Genomic DNA, 14,342 nt, shown 5'->3' on the forward strand with positions numbered 1-14,342 from the left:
TTTAACTGGCAGTTAAAACATCCGATCTTCGCCCGCATACAGCCCAGCTTGGATTTTTTCATACAATGCATCAGCTTTTTCTTTGGCTTCTGCAATTTGCGCAGGCATCAGCTTGCGCTCATCTAGCTTGCGACTGTGACTGGCATCTAAATTACCATTATACTCAGCAACAGTGTTCCAGATGTATGATTTTTCGATGTTTTTTTCGACTCCATGGCCTTCGAAATACATCAGCGCCATATTAAACTGTGCTAGCGTATAATTATTACCAGCGGCTTTTTCATACCATTTAATAGCTTCTTTATAATCTTGCGCAACGCCATCGCCGTTGGCGTACATCACACCCAAGTTAAACTGAGCAGCAGGTAAGTTTTTTGCCGCGGCTTGCTTAAAGAGTGAAACTGACATTTGTTTATCAAGTTTAACGCCTTTACCTTCTTGGTAAAGTACAGCTAATGCAAACATTGAGTCGACGTGGTTCTTTTTAACGCCTTGCTGGTAAAGTTCAGCAGCTTTGTGATAGTCGCGCGTTACGCCGTGGCCACCTTCATATAGCTGCCCTAGCTCGTAAATTCCTGGTGCAAAGCCTTTTTCTGCAAGGTAGTTAAACTCTCTAAGTGCATCTTCAAATTGACCTTCATTGGCTGCGCGGATCCCTTCTTCAAGTCCCGCATGAGCAACACCACAGATGCTAAGTGCACCGACCATCAACAATATCTTAAACTTCGGCTGCCACATGACAATACCTCCAATTAGCGTGTTACTGTTTAATTTTAGTCCCAACAACCACAATTGCCCAGCTTCGCACTATAAATGATAAAACTTAGACATAAGATACAGATATTACAGAAAATTTAAAGGAATAAAAAAAGCCCCTGATGGGGCTTTTTGGGTCATATCAACCGTCACCGATATGAACAATGTAGCAAGTGAGTGTGATCTTTTAATTATATTACTTGGGTCGAGTAAGTAATATGCTCGAAGCGTCACCATCTTCATCAACAACTTTGTACTAAAGGGGCCCAGCATCCTTACTGGTCGATCTTCCCTAGGGCACTGAGGTCGGTACGTTCAATTCTTACAAGAAGCGCAAACGTGTCGTGTTGGGCTGCTTGGTGTTGATGCGATCGATTATTACTTGTATTTGAATGTGCGTCAATAGCTAAATGATAATTATTTCCATTTGTTCGGTTTTATTTTAATCCCCTCATTTACATAATGCGCTAAGTTGATTAACGTAGTGCTATAAAGAACCGTAAGAAAAATAAAAATGTCTATAAAAAACATGTGCTTGAATTATAAATCCGCAGTAGTTGGTGTGTTTCTATTAGCTCTGACTGGATGCTCAGCTACATTTACCTACAATAATATAGGCTGGTTATCGGCGTTTTGGATTGATGACTACGTTGATTTATCGAAGCAGCAAAGCAAACAAGCTAAAGACTTAATTAAGAAAAGTCGGGATTGGCATCGTAAGACGCAATTACCTTTGTATCGACAGGATCTGTTGGCATTACAAAAGCTACTTGATGAAGACCCTTCAGAGCAAGCATTATTAACGTATTTTCAAGGCTTTAAAACACATTGGCAATCGTTAGTTATGTATGTAAGAGACGATCTTATTGAACTTGCTATTGGTTTATCCACGGAGCAAAGAGAAGAATTTGTTGCTGCCATTGCAGAGGATATAACAACAGAAAGTGACGAGTATAATGAACAAACCCCAACACAGCGTGAGCAAGATCGCCTTGAACGTCAGTTAGATACTTATAAACAGTGGCTTGGTAAACTGAGTGAACAACAAGTGTCTTTGATCACCCAAGCGAACAGCGAATTTCAAGCAACATTTTTATTAAGGCAAGCTTACAAGCAAACTCGGCTGGATAAACTCAAACAGGTATTTTTTGATAGCCAACTTAGCCGCGATCAGTTTATTAGCCAATTATCAGCTGTCATTACTGAGCGAGAGGTGTTTATGAGTGACGAATTAATTCGCTTAGATGCTGAAAATTCAAAGCGCTATGCGCGTTTACTTGTGAGTTTAAGAGCCACGTTGACAGCAAAACAGCGCCAGCATGCTAATGCTGAGTTCTCCGATATGTTAGAAGATATAGAACAATTAATTAATGATGAATAGGCTGTTAGTTGCTAAGATCTTAATTTTAAAAATTTTTTATAAAAATGAATATATCAAAAACAAATAGAGCTTGTACTCTTTCAATTAACCGTTAGACTGACTTTTTTTCGTTCGAATTAAAGTTAATCAATGGATATCGCAGCCTTAGATAGCGCTCAAGTATTACGTGAAAATTTACTGAAATGGATTTGTTTCTGTTTCGGAATTTTAGCGAGTGTTTTTACCTATTTTAATCTTTTTATTAATGACTTTTACTCATTAGGGATTTTAGAAGGGGTTTTTGCTATTTATTGTTTTTATACTTTTAACTATGCTCGGACACGAAAATTTCAGACTTGGCAGCCGTTATTATTGTGCCTTTGTATTATGCTATTAGTAATCTTGGGCACTTACCTTGCTGTTGTTAAGAGTGGCCTGTTCGTCTGGACTTTTACTTTACCTATATTATTTTATTTATTGTTAGGTTGTAAGTGTGGTTTTTACCTATCGTTGTTATTAGTGTGTGTACAAACGACTGTGTTTATTAGTAAACCCTCCTTAGCACCATTTTCAGAGCTTAACCTGTACCTAAATATGAGTTTTAGCTATGTGATAGTTTGGGTTACTGCGCATATTTTTGAAGCGAGCCGAGCACAATTTTCAGAGCGACTAGAAAACCTTGCCTTGTTAGATCCGCTGACAAACACCGGCAACCGTTTAGCAATGAACCATTACTTTGAAGTTGAGTTGGTAGACAAAATTAATTTATTTATTATGGTGCTAGATCTTGATTACTTTAAAAAAGTAAATGACGAATTTGGTCATGATGTGGGCGATCAAGTTCTGGTTGAAATTGCCACTATATTAAGAGAAACACTTAACAAGGGGCGAGTTTTTCGTACTGGCGGCGAAGAGTTTGCACTGTTCATTCCTGATTCAAATCAACAAGAGTCTTATCAAATTGCTGAAAATATCAGAGTCGGTTTGCAAAGTACGGCTATCAATGTTGGTGCGCGTGAAATAAGTTTAACAGCAAGTATCGGTTTAGCTGCTTATCGTGATGGCGATAGCCTAAAACAAGCGATTAAAGCAGCAGATGAGCAACTTTATTATGCAAAAAAACATGGTCGAAACAATGTTTATTTTGACTCGCAGAAATACTCAGCAAAACTAGAACAGGTTTCTTAACCTAGATACATGTGCTCGAAACCGGGAATGTTACTTTCCCAAAGTGGTGTTTCTTTACCTAAGTGATCACGTATCGCATCAAAAAATAACCGTGTTCTTACAGGTAAATCACGGTGTGGATATACCGCGTACATCGCACTGTATTCTTGTAATTTGATGTCTGTTAATAAGGGCACTAAACGTCCTTGCTTTATTTCATCATTAATAATAAATGCTGGCGCGAGCACATAGGTTGTTCCAGAAAGCGTTTTATCGAGCAGTACCTCGGCATCATTGGCTCTAAACACACTCTTAATTTTTTGCTCTTGCGGTAGACCATATTGATCTACATAACGAATACCCTCAACGCGCAACGAAGTGCTGGAATAACTGGCTGCGGGTAAATCAATTAAGTCCTCTATTTTACTTGGCAATCCATACGTTTGAATAAACTCAGGTGCGGCTAATATTAGTAATCTATTGCGCGCAATTTTACGTGCGATCAGTGATGAGTCTTTTGGCTCACCGACCCGAAAAGCAAGATCAAAGCCTTCAGATACCAGATCAACTAACTTATCATCGAGTCTTAGTTCAACTTCTACTTGCGGGAAGCGTTTTTGAAAATCATTAATTACAGGTTGTAGATAACGCCTGCCGATAATGGTTGATGAAGTGATTTTTAATACACCGCGTGGCTCTTGGTGATAATTCTCGGCTAAACGTACAGTTTCACCTAGTAGTTGCCTCAACTCACTGGCCTTTTTAATCATTTCGGCCCCTGCAGCTGTCAGTGAAAATGAGCGGGTGGTGCGGTTCAGTAAACGTACTCCTAAATCATCTTCGAGACGACTTATTTGTTTTGAGATCACTGAACGATCAATATTACGGGTTTCTGCTGCTTTAGCGAATGAGCCTCGCTCAACGACTTCTAACAACATCAATAAGCGACTTGTGGTATCCATTAATTACTCACCAATATTTAATTGATGCCATATTGGCATTAATGAATTTAAAAATCTATGGTTTTTGTCCACAAAAATGTTCCGTAACATAGAAAAATACACTAAATGGAGCGTCGTCATGAACAAACACTTAATAGCTATTGCAGTTTTAGGGGCATCACTTGCCCTCACCGGTTGTGCAGAAGAGCCTGCTCAACAGAGCAATCAACCACATCTTCAACCAATAGATGTTGCCTCAGTGATCATTAAGCCAGTGCAAAACTGGCACACCTACACTACGCGTTTAGAAGCGCCGGAAGAAGTATCACTTATGCCACGTGTTGCCGGAGTTATTGAGCATATTGCGTTTAATGAGGGCGACGAGGTTAAACAGGGTGACTTACTGTTTAAACTTGACGCTCGCCCATATGCTGCGGTTGTAGCAAGTTTAGAGGCACAAGTAGTCAGTGCTGAAGCCGCTTTATCGCAAGCGCAAAGTGAAGCTAAAAGAGCGGTGCGATTAACCGAGCGAAAAGCGATTTCAACAGAGCAAGCGGAATCACGTACCTCAACGTTACGCCAACGTGAAGCACAACTTGCGGCCTTAAAAGCCCAGCTAATTGCAGCTAATTTAGATTTAGAATTTACAGATATACGTTCACCCATTGATGGTGTGATCTCGCGTGCAAATATTACCAAAGGTAATAATGTGCTTGCAGGGCAAAGTGTACTGACTTCAATCGTATCAAATCAAACTATGTATGCTTACTTTGATGTTGATGAACGTACTTGGAATAGTTCATTTGATGAAGTAACCGCCGCTGCTCATCAGCAAGTAGTCATGCAAAAAGTGGGTCAAAATGGCTTTGCACACACCGGTTATATCGACTTTATTGATAATCAAATCAATGCAGCAACAGGTACTTTGCGAGTGCGTGCACGATTTGATGAAAATACCGCCTTACGCGCCGGTTCATTTGCACGTATTAAGTTAGCGGCCAATGACGTTACAGAGCAAGTTATTGTGCCTGATAGAGCAATTGGCACCGATTTAAAAAATCGCTTTGTGCTCACTGTAGGTGAAGGCAATATTCTCGAATATAAACTGGTTACAACCGGTGAGCGCTATGGCAGTTTTCGCGCTATTACCTCGGGCTTAAAAGCTGGCGATGTGATTGCGGTTAATGGTCCTGCGCGTGTTGGACCTGGCATGCCGATTTCACCTAATACAGTGACCCTAGACACAACTGGTGTTGCTTTTACGTTATCGCCAACGGCGCAGCACACACTTATGGCTAAGAAGTAGGACGAATAATGAAATTTTCTCACTTTTTTATTCAACGACCGATATTTGCAGCCATGCTGTCATTGGTGATTTTAATCGCCGGTGGTATTTCGTTGTTTCAACTGCCGGTCAGTGAGTATCCTGAAGTTGTTCCGCCGACAGTTGTGGTAACTGCGAACTACCCAGGAGCAAATCCAACCGTAATAGCACAAACTGTGGCTACTCCATTGGAGCAAGAGATCAATGGTACTGAAAACATGTTGTATATGTTTTCCCAGGCGACCAGTGATGGGCGTATGACACTGACGGTAACGTTTTCATTGGGAACGGATTTAGATCGTGCGCAAGTACAAGTACAAAATCGGGTTAACAGTGCTTTGCCGCGACTACCACAAGAAGTGCAGCGCTTAGGCGTCGTCGCTGAAAAATCATCACCGGATCTAACCATGGTGGTACACTTATTCTCACCGGAAAAAACACATGATACGGCGTATCTATCTAACTACGCTGACTTATATGTGAAAGACCAAATTGCACGTTTGAGTGGCGTAGGCGATGTAAAATTATTTGGTGGTGGTCAATATTCAATGCGAGTGTGGCTTAACCCCGATGCATTAGCGGCACGAGAATTAACCGCAATGGACGTCGTCAACGCATTGCGTGCGCAAAACCAACAAGTTGCAGCGGGTAGCTTAGGCGCACAACCTGCTTCAACAGACAGTCAATTTCAAATATTGTTAAATGTAAAAGGACGCTTAAACAGTATTGAAGAGTTTCAGCAAGTGATCATTAAAGTGGGTGAACAAGGTCAATTAACACGTCTAAGCGATGTTGCACGTGTCGATTTAGGCCAAAATACTTACTCACTTAGAGCTGAACTTGATAATCAACCAGCACTGGCGATGCCGATATTTCAACGTCCTGGCTCTAATGCGATTGAGCTTTCAGATCAAGTACGCGAAACCATGGCGCGTTTATCGAAAGATTTTCCAGCTGGTGTTGAGTACGACATTGTCTACGACCCTACGGTATTTGTTCGCGGTTCGATTGATGCGGTGATCAAAACGTTACTTGAAGCTATCGCGTTAGTGGTAATTGTAGTGGTGTTATTTTTACAAACCTGGCGTGCTTCGATTATTCCACTTATAGCTGTGCCAGTTTCACTGATTGGTACCTTTGCGGTGATGCAGTGGTTAGGGGTCTCGATCAATACGCTGTCGTTATTTGGTTTAGTACTTGCCATAGGTATTGTGGTCGATGATGCTATCGTGGTGGTCGAAAACGTTGAACGTAACATTGAACAAGGTTTATCACCTCTGGAAGCAACGCGCGTGGCGATGACTGAAGTGACAGGGCCTATAATCGCGATTGCGTTAGTGTTGTGTGCAGTGTTTATTCCTACCGCGTTTATTAGTGGTTTATCAGGTCAATTTTATAAACAGTTTGCGTTAACTATCACTATTTCAACGGTTATCTCAGCATTTAACTCATTAACTTTATCACCGGCGTTGGCGGCACTATTACTTAAAAGCCATGATGCTAAACCGGATGCGCTGACGCGTTTATTAAATCGTTTATTTGGTCGCTGGTTATTTGCACCCTTTAATCGAGTATTTGACCGTGGCGCCAAAGGCTATCAAAAGCTGGTACAAAAACTAATGCGCATGAGCGTGGTAGTGGTGATTGCATACGTGGTTTTATTAGGCGGAACAATTAAGCTATTTGATGCCGTGCCGGGTGGTTTTATTCCTGCACAAGATAAGCAGTATTTAGTTGCGATAGCACAATTACCTGATGCAGCGAGTTTAGACCGTACTCAAGATGTGGTTAGGCAAATGCAAGAAATTGCACTGCAAGTACCTGGTGTTGCAAACACAGTTGCCTTTCCTGGCTTGTCGGTAAATGGTTTTACTAACAGCCCTAATAGTGCCATTGTATTTACACCGCTAGAAGCCTTTAGTGAGCGAAGCGATCCGAGTAAATCGGCGATGGCTATTGCGGCACAGTTAAACCAGCGTTTTAGTGCCATTGATGAAGCATTTGTGGCTGTATTTCCACCGCCGCCAATCCAAGGTTTAGGCACCACGGGTGGGTTTAAACTGCAAATTGAAGATCGCGGTAATAAAGGCTTTGAAACACTATTTAACAGTTTGCAAACGGTGATTACTAAAGCTCAGCAAGATCCTGCGTTAATGGGGCTCTATTCAAGTTTTAGAATTCAAGTACCACAAATGGATATTGATATCGACCGAGAGCAAGCGCTTATTCAAGGTATTCCATTGGATGAAGTATTTAATGCGTTGCAAGTGTATTTGGGCTCAATGTACGTTAATGACTTTAATTTATTTGGCCGTACGTACCAAGTTAATGCCCAAGCTGATGCTGATTTCCGCCTTGATCCAGAACAAATATTGAATCTAAAAGTGCGCAATAACCAAGGGAATATGGTGCCATTGGGCTCGGTATTAACGGCAACGCCTACAACAGGCCCTGATCGAGTGATGCATTACAATGGTTACCCAAGTGCAGAGCTTAATGGTAGTCCAGCGCCTGGTTACAGTTCAGATCAAGCACAGCAGGCAATTGAGCTGATCTTGGCTGATAATTTACCTACGGGTATTGAGTACGAATGGACCGAAGTTACTTTTCAGCAAATTCTAGCGGGTAATACCATGGTCTACGTATTCCCATTAGTGGTGTTATTAGTGTTCATGGTATTGGCTGCGCAGTATGAAAGCTTGCGTCTTCCACTGGCTATTATTCTTATTGTACCAATGACAATATTCTCAGCATTAATGGGTGTATGGTTGGTTGGCGCTGATAATAATATTTTCACCCAAATAGCATTGATTGTATTGGTTGCCTTGGCTTCTAAAAATGCCATTTTAATGGTGGAGTTTGCACGCGATAAAAATAATCATGGGTTGAGTCATTTCGACGCTATTTTAGAAGCTTGTCGGATGCGTTTACGACCTATCTTAATGACGTCAATTGCCTTTACTGCGGGTGTTATTCCCTTAGTATTAGCAACGGGAGCTGGAGCAGAAATGCGCCATGCAATGGGCAACGCAGTGTTCTCGGGTATGATTGGTGTAACCGTGTTTGGTTTATTATTTACCCCTGTATTTTATATTTTGGTAACTAAAACCCGTAAAGTGACTACGCAGGAGCAAATTAATGAGTAAGTATAAGTTAACCGCTCTTGTTGTGGCGGGTTTATTAAGTGGCTGCGCCAGTAAAATTGATGAGCAGCAACAGCAAAATCAGCTACAAGAATTTGTTGCAAAAACACAGATCGCTGCACAGTTACAAGGTCAAGACGAACTTAACTGGTGGCAGCAATTAAATTCAACCCAGTTAAATAATCTAGTGCTCAGTGCGCGCGCTAATAATCATGATTTGCACACTAGTCAGTTGCAGTTACAAAGCGCGCTTGCTCGTTTAGGTGGGCAAAAAGCACAGTATCTTCCCCAAGGTGCAGTGGCAGTTGATGCCACTCGCTCAAGTACTGGTAACGTTAACACGCGTCAATCGGAAGCCAATGTTAACCTTGATTGGCAACTTGATTTATTTGGTAAAATAACTGCGCTTGTTGATGCTGCGAATGCAGGGGCAATGAGTCAAGCGGAACAATTACGTGCTTTGCATATTGAAGTTGTTACCTCTGTGGTAAAAGGGTTTGTCAGTTTTCAAGGTAATAAGCAAAAACAGCAGATCATTAACCTACAAATTGAAGCATTAGAGCAAAGTATTGCGGTTCTGCGGGCTCGCGTTGAGGAAGGGGTCGCTAATGAGCTTGATTTAAATCGAACCTTAGCACAATTGAAGCAGCAGCAAGCTTTGTTGCCAGATATTGAATACGCGCAATTTCGTGATCTAGCAACGCTTGCGACATTAACAGGGCAGTTACCTGCTGATCTAACCTTAGTTGATGAGCAAGCGCTGTTTGAGCATGCATTTACTGTAAGTTTAGCCACTCCAAGTGATGCCATTGCACTGCGTCCTGATATTAGCCAAGCATTATTTGAATTTAGCCAAGCTAATTCATTAAGCGTGGCTGCGAGTAAAGCATTATTACCTGATATCAGTTTAACGGCGTTTGCAGGTGTACTGAGCTTAGATAACAACCAGCTTTCTGACACTACGCAGCAATGGCAAGTTGCCCCACGCATTCAGTGGTCATTATTGAGCTACCCTGCGTTATTGGCGCAACGTGATGCTCAGCAATATCTCAGTGAAGCCGCTTACAGCCAATATCAACAAGTGGTGTTGGAGGCATTAGCGCAGAGTGAACTTTCACTGCAGTTATTAGTCAAACAAACTCAACAACTAGGCTATGCCAAAGCACGTTATGAGTTTGCTAATAATGCCTTTTTACAAGCGCAGGCGATGTACCAAGAAGGGCAAATACCTTACTTAGAGTTGTTAGATGCGCGACAGGATGTTTTAATAGCGCAGGAAAATGCAATTGACTCAACGATTTCATCTTTACTTGCTAAAGTAGACACTTACCAAGTATTTAATGGTCGTTGGAGTTATGCGTTAGTTAATTAAGTTAAGTTGAGTTTTTGATGCCACATACTGATCTTTTATCAACAATCCCCGCGACAATGCGTGCGATTGCGTTACTTGAACCTAATGAACAGATTAATTTATCTGAGCTTGAATTGCCGGTGCCTGATGTTGTAGACAACGAATTGTTGATAAAGGTTGAGTATGTTGCGTTGAATCCGGTTGATGCGTATTTTGCTAAACAAGGTTTTTGTAAATGGCACTATCCTCATACCCTAGGCCTTGATGCTGTAGGTGTGGTGGTAAAAGCCACTAAAGGGGTATTTCCAAGTGTCGGTACTCGGGTTATGTGGCATGGTAATGTTGGCGACCAAGGGGTGTTATCACAATACGCTAAAGTGCCTAACTTTGCTGTATCGCAAATTCCTGATAGCGTTACGTTACAGCAAGCCGCGACATTACCCTGCGCAGGGATGTCGGCATTAATAGCTCTTGATAAACTGCAATTAACCGAAGGTGATTCACTTTTAATTGAAGCTGGTGCGGGGGCCGTCGGTCAGTTCGCCATTCAATTTGCCAAACAACGTGGTGCTACGGTATTTACCACCGCGAGCAAACGCAACCATAAGCTTGTTAAACAATTGGGTGCTGATGTGGTGTTTGATTACAACGATAAAAAGCTTAGCGATAAAATTCGTAAAGAACTTGGTCCACAAGGCTTTGATGCGGTGCTCGATTCGATTGGTGGTGAAACCACGGTGCGTAATGTTGAATTAATGCGTTTTTGTGGCCGTATTGCGTGCTTAAATCCACTGCCTAAGTTTGAGCAGGAGCTGATGTTCAGACGTGCGCCAAATATAGGTATTGTTTCTTTAGGTGGAGCGTGGTTAGCAAACAGTTTATGTGCTCAGCAAAAAATGAGTTTTATGGGCAATTTATTGCTAGACAATTTAGCCAGTGGCAGTATCAAAATACCGCAGATCATTGAGGTTGAATTTAACGCCAGTAGTATTTCACAGGCGCTGAATAAACAAATTGCTGGTGGCTTTACCGGAAAGCAGGTAGTGAAAATTAGCCATGATTAATTATTAACCGTGATTCATAATCTTTAAGCCTCGCAATTGCGGGGCTTTTTGTTATTGTTTAAGGTTATCAACTTAGGGGGAAAGATGGCATTTACAGATTTTTATCGACTCAGCGCCCATGGGGTGATCACTAATGCCAGCGGGGAGGTTTTGCTGCTAAAGGCAAGCTATGGCGAGCTAAGCTGGGGATTACCTGGTGGCGCCTTAGATGTCGGTGAAACTGTACATCAAGCACTCATACGCGAATGCCAAGAAGAGCTCGGCTGTGAAGTGAAAATTGAACACTTAACCGGTATTTATTATCACAAAGCGTTTAATTCTCATGCTTTTATTTTTAGAGTTAGTTTGTTAAAAGATGCTGTGATCACGCTCAGCGATGAACACTTAGCACATCGTTATTATAAATTGTCGGAGCTTTCCAAGGTTCAACAACATCGTGTCGCAGCCTGTTTAAATTATACGGGTACAGTTGATAGTGCTGCATTTTAATTTAGCTTAAACGATCACTATCATTAATAGGAAAACGAGATATGAATACGCAACGTTTAATTCTTCGCCATGGCCAGCTTAGTGATGCGTCGTTTATCTTGAGTTTATTAAATCAGCCGAGTTTTTATCGTTATATTGCTGATAAAAGCATTTATACCAAACAACAAGCCGAAGATTATTTACAAAAAACCTTTATTGATGGCCACCAACAGCAAGGTTTTGGACCTTATATTGTGGCAAATAAACAAGGCGTTGCCATGGGCATGGTGGGCTTATTCCAACGAGAAGCATTAGCAGTGCCTATGAAGCGGCTGCAAAACTATTACACGCGTATCAAGGTAAGTTCAGCTACATTGCCGCGATAGCCGACGCTGACAATACCGCTTCGCATGGGTTATTAAATAAACTCGGGTTTAGGTATATAGGCAAAGCAGTGCTTAATAATGATGGCACTGCTTTAGTGGTGTTTATTCTTGAATAAGAACACTCAGGGTAGTTGCTACCTGTTGATTAATATTCTGCCAGTTTTGCTCTAAGGTTTCGACGAGGCCTTCGTAATCATCACCAGTTAAAGGGTTAACCTCACTAAAATAATGAATTGTTTTTAAAGAGCGGCCATTTTCAAACGACGTGTAATATAGGCGCCACAAACCAGAAATATCGGCATTACCTTGGTTATCACCATTGAAATGATGTAGCTCATATTCTAATTCATAATAACTTTGCTGATCTTTATCTGTTATAACAGGTAATCCTTTGACCACCATCCAGTTATCAAGCGTGGTAAATAATGTTTGATGGGCGCTTGCTGTTAGCATTTGATCTGGCGCTTCACTCCATAAGTGATAATTAGCAGCATTGACCTGATTATTATCCATTTTCATTGCAATACCACGGTTATTTAATGCGCCTCGTAAACTTACTGTATTGATCCGTAATTGAGCTGATGTGTTAGTGCTACTGCGCTGCATTGGTTTAATACTTTGCTCAAACTGGTAGTATTTAACGGGGGCATTAAGTGATTGGCTACATCCTGATAATAACACTACGCCGATAACAGTAAAAAATTGTATACGTAAAAATGTCCGCATTATTGTTTCCTCGGCGTTGGATCGGCAGGCAATGATTTATCAAAAATAAACATATTTGGTTGCTCATTTAAGCCACGCGAGAGTGGCTGTAGTTCTTCACTTAAACGCTTAAACTCTGAGAGCGTTTGTTGTAATTGTTGATGTAATGAGGAACCTTGTTGATAACTGGCCATGGTTTTTTCAAACTGTTTCATAGTGACATCAAATTGCTGCATACTTTTGGTCATTTCAGCAAAATTACGATTAATATCACCGGGTAAATCTTGGGTATCTTGTTTACTTAACAATGTGCGCATTTCATTCGCCAGCGCTTGGTAATCAGCAAACGCGGAATCAATTTGCGCTAAGCTGTCTTCAATTTTTAAGTTTTTTACCTTATTTAATACGTCAGACACTTGATCTGCTAATACGGTAATGCCACTGGAAACACTTGGAAATACTTGATATTGAGACAGTGTTTCTAACTTCGCAGCTGGGGCATCGTGGTAGATATCAAAATCGACATACACAGCACCGGTGAGTAAGTTGCCTGGTTTTAAAGAAGCGCGCATGCCATTTTTGATCCAACCATCAACACTGTTTTGCCAAAATTGTTTGGCTGAGGCATTATCGTGGTAAATGCGGCCATACTCTATTTTTATCAGTACTGGCACAGCGGTATTATCAGTTCTAAAGTGAGCGGGTTTGCCATCGATCATCACATTTGCAGGTGCTTTAACAACAGTACCGACGCGCATGCCACGATATTCAACCGGGGCTCCGGCACGTAAACCTCGAATAGACTGTTCAAACTCAATTAGGTAATAGTCGAAATTATAAAAACGCTCCTCAAGAGCATCTTTGTAGCTGTTACTAAGCGAAAAGCTATGGCCTTCTTGGGCTAAATTACCCGGTGACTGTTGTTTAGGCAAGCCAACCGAGATCCCCCCTTTTAATAACCTGCTTAATGAACCTGTCTTTACATTAATTCCATCGGCAGATAAATCAATTTCAACACCCGTATTAACCCAGAAAATAGAATTTAAAGTGATCAGATTTTGATAAGGTTCGTTGATGAAAATACCGTACTTCATAGCTTGGTTTTTCCAATCAAATATAGCAGTTTCAATTTGACCAATTTTATAATTCTTAAAAAAGATACCGGTGCCGACATCCATAACCTCAGCATCATAACTGAGTAACGTAAAGCGACCGCCTTTGACATCTTTATCAATCAGCGCTGGCTCTTCTTGTAATTTAAAATGCTCTTTTGTTTTGCTACTTTCACCTGGCGAAAACTCTAAATACACACCAGAAAGTAACGTGCTCATACCGCTGATACCCGTTTCATCAATACGCGGTTTTACTACCCATATTTTGGCATCTTCGGTGAGTAAGCCATCATAATGTTTATCAATTTGCGCACGAGCAATCACACTGTTTTTAGTATCAGAGAGACGAACATGATCTATTTGGCCTATTTTCACGCTCCGTACTTTTATTTCAGTCTTGCCTGCCACAATACCTTCAGCTTGAGGCATTGAAATATATATGGTTGCGCCTTTATTAGCTTGATATTGGTAAAGCATCCACACACCAACTAGCAAAGCTATAACCGGGATGATCCAAATCGCAGAAATAATAGGTTCTTTTTTTATATTTGCCGTTTCGCTCATG

Annotated in this window: 12 protein-coding genes; 8 read left to right on the forward strand and 4 right to left on the reverse strand. The window is 41.2% G+C overall.

All coding sequences use genetic code 11. The annotated features are described in order from the left end of the window. Window positions 1-12 precede the first annotated feature (12 nt). Window positions 13-738, reverse strand: a complete 726-nt coding sequence (locus tag PSR9079_RS01145; protein WP_145236141.1) for a tetratricopeptide repeat protein — start codon at window positions 736-738, stop codon at window positions 13-15. 532 nt (window positions 739-1,270) lie between these two features. Between PSR9079_RS01145 and PSR9079_RS01150 the strand changes: the two genes are divergently transcribed. Both PSR9079_RS01150 and PSR9079_RS01155 read left to right on the forward strand, forming a co-directional pair. After that, window positions 1,271-2,137, forward strand: a complete 867-nt coding sequence (locus PSR9079_RS01150) for a DUF6279 family lipoprotein (RefSeq protein ID WP_145236138.1) — start codon at window positions 1,271-1,273, stop codon at window positions 2,135-2,137. 129 nt (window positions 2,138-2,266) lie between these two features. After that, the gene (locus tag PSR9079_RS01155; RefSeq protein WP_149980114.1) at window positions 2,267-3,304 is read left to right on the forward strand and encodes a GGDEF domain-containing protein; all 1,038 of its coding nucleotides are present in this window, start codon (window positions 2,267-2,269) and stop codon (window positions 3,302-3,304) included. On the opposite strand, the gene PSR9079_RS01160 is transcribed toward PSR9079_RS01155, so the two are convergent. Continuing rightward, window positions 3,301-4,245, reverse strand: a complete 945-nt coding sequence (locus PSR9079_RS01160) for a LysR family transcriptional regulator (protein WP_145236132.1) — start codon at window positions 4,243-4,245, stop codon at window positions 3,301-3,303. The genes PSR9079_RS01155 and PSR9079_RS01160 overlap by 4 nt on opposite strands. 118 nt (window positions 4,246-4,363) lie before the next feature. Between PSR9079_RS01160 and PSR9079_RS01165 the strand changes: the two genes are divergently transcribed. The 6 genes from PSR9079_RS01165 to PSR9079_RS01190 all read left to right on the forward strand — a co-directional run bounded on the left by PSR9079_RS01165 (window position 4,364) and on the right by PSR9079_RS01190 (window position 11,960). After that, a complete protein-coding gene (locus PSR9079_RS01165; protein WP_149980115.1) occupies window positions 4,364-5,530 on the forward strand; it encodes an efflux RND transporter periplasmic adaptor subunit in 1,167 nt (388 codons plus the stop codon). Window positions 5,531-5,538: 8 nt separating this feature from the next. After that, on the forward strand, window positions 5,539-8,694 hold the full coding sequence (locus PSR9079_RS01170; RefSeq protein ID WP_149980116.1) for an efflux RND transporter permease subunit: 3,156 nt from the start codon (window positions 5,539-5,541) through the stop codon (window positions 8,692-8,694). Continuing rightward, entirely contained in the window at window positions 8,687-10,063 is a 1,377-nt protein-coding gene (locus tag PSR9079_RS01175; RefSeq protein WP_149980117.1) for a TolC family protein, read from the forward strand. Before PSR9079_RS01170 ends, PSR9079_RS01175 begins: the two co-directional genes overlap by 8 nt. Before the next feature lie 17 nt (window positions 10,064-10,080). Then, window positions 10,081-11,106 (forward strand): zinc-binding dehydrogenase, encoded by a 1,026-nt coding sequence (locus tag PSR9079_RS01180; protein ID WP_145236115.1) that lies wholly within the window; start codon window positions 10,081-10,083, stop codon window positions 11,104-11,106. Window positions 11,107-11,190: 84 nt separating this feature from the next. Further along, on the forward strand, window positions 11,191-11,595 hold the full coding sequence (locus PSR9079_RS01185; protein WP_149980118.1) for an NUDIX hydrolase: 405 nt from the start codon (window positions 11,191-11,193) through the stop codon (window positions 11,593-11,595). Between the two features lie 41 nt (window positions 11,596-11,636). Further along, window positions 11,637-11,960, forward strand: a complete 324-nt coding sequence (locus tag PSR9079_RS01190) for a GNAT family N-acetyltransferase (RefSeq protein WP_145236108.1) — start codon at window positions 11,637-11,639, stop codon at window positions 11,958-11,960. 102 nt (window positions 11,961-12,062) lie between these two features. Here PSR9079_RS01190 and PSR9079_RS01195 read toward each other — a convergent pair whose 3' ends face one another. Both PSR9079_RS01195 and pqiB read right to left on the reverse strand, forming a co-directional pair. Further along, window positions 12,063-12,686, reverse strand: coding sequence for a PqiC family protein (locus tag PSR9079_RS01195; RefSeq protein ID WP_149980119.1), 624 nt, complete (start codon window positions 12,684-12,686; stop codon window positions 12,063-12,065). Next, window positions 12,686-14,341, reverse strand: a complete 1,656-nt coding sequence (gene pqiB, locus PSR9079_RS01200; protein ID WP_149980120.1) for an intermembrane transport protein PqiB — start codon at window positions 14,339-14,341, stop codon at window positions 12,686-12,688. The genes PSR9079_RS01195 and pqiB overlap by 1 nt, the downstream gene beginning before the upstream one ends. Window position 14,342: the final 1 nt, after the last annotated feature.

Origin of the sequence: Pseudoalteromonas rhizosphaerae (assembly GCF_902498845.1) — a bacterium.
In the GTDB taxonomy this organism is placed as follows: Bacteria; Pseudomonadota; Gammaproteobacteria; order Enterobacterales; family Alteromonadaceae; genus Pseudoalteromonas; species Pseudoalteromonas rhizosphaerae.

What these genes read in the sequence shown, in the direction of transcription:
- PSR9079_RS01145 (WP_145236141.1), bottom strand. Translation starts at nt 738, where the DNA reads ATGTGGCAGCCGAAGTTTAAGATATTGTTGATGGTCGGTGCACTTAGC.
- PSR9079_RS01150 (WP_145236138.1), top strand. Translation starts at nt 1,271, where the DNA reads ATGTCTATAAAAAACATGTGCTTGAATTATAAATCCGCAGTAGTTGGT.
- PSR9079_RS01155 (WP_149980114.1), top strand. Translation starts at nt 2,267, where the DNA reads ATGGATATCGCAGCCTTAGATAGCGCTCAAGTATTACGTGAAAATTTA.
- PSR9079_RS01160 (WP_145236132.1), bottom strand. Translation starts at nt 4,245, where the DNA reads ATGGATACCACAAGTCGCTTATTGATGTTGTTAGAAGTCGTTGAGCGA.
- PSR9079_RS01165 (WP_149980115.1), top strand. Translation starts at nt 4,364, where the DNA reads ATGAACAAACACTTAATAGCTATTGCAGTTTTAGGGGCATCACTTGCC.
- PSR9079_RS01170 (WP_149980116.1), top strand. Translation starts at nt 5,539, where the DNA reads ATGAAATTTTCTCACTTTTTTATTCAACGACCGATATTTGCAGCCATG.
- PSR9079_RS01175 (WP_149980117.1), top strand. Translation starts at nt 8,687, where the DNA reads ATGAGTAAGTATAAGTTAACCGCTCTTGTTGTGGCGGGTTTATTAAGT.
- PSR9079_RS01180 (WP_145236115.1), top strand. Translation starts at nt 10,081, where the DNA reads ATGCCACATACTGATCTTTTATCAACAATCCCCGCGACAATGCGTGCG.
- PSR9079_RS01185 (WP_149980118.1), top strand. Translation starts at nt 11,191, where the DNA reads ATGGCATTTACAGATTTTTATCGACTCAGCGCCCATGGGGTGATCACT.
- PSR9079_RS01190 (WP_145236108.1), top strand. Translation starts at nt 11,637, where the DNA reads ATGAATACGCAACGTTTAATTCTTCGCCATGGCCAGCTTAGTGATGCG.
- PSR9079_RS01195 (WP_149980119.1), bottom strand. Translation starts at nt 12,686, where the DNA reads ATGCGGACATTTTTACGTATACAATTTTTTACTGTTATCGGCGTAGTG.
- pqiB (WP_149980120.1), bottom strand. Translation starts at nt 14,341, where the DNA reads ATGAGCGAAACGGCAAATATAAAAAAAGAACCTATTATTTCTGCGATT.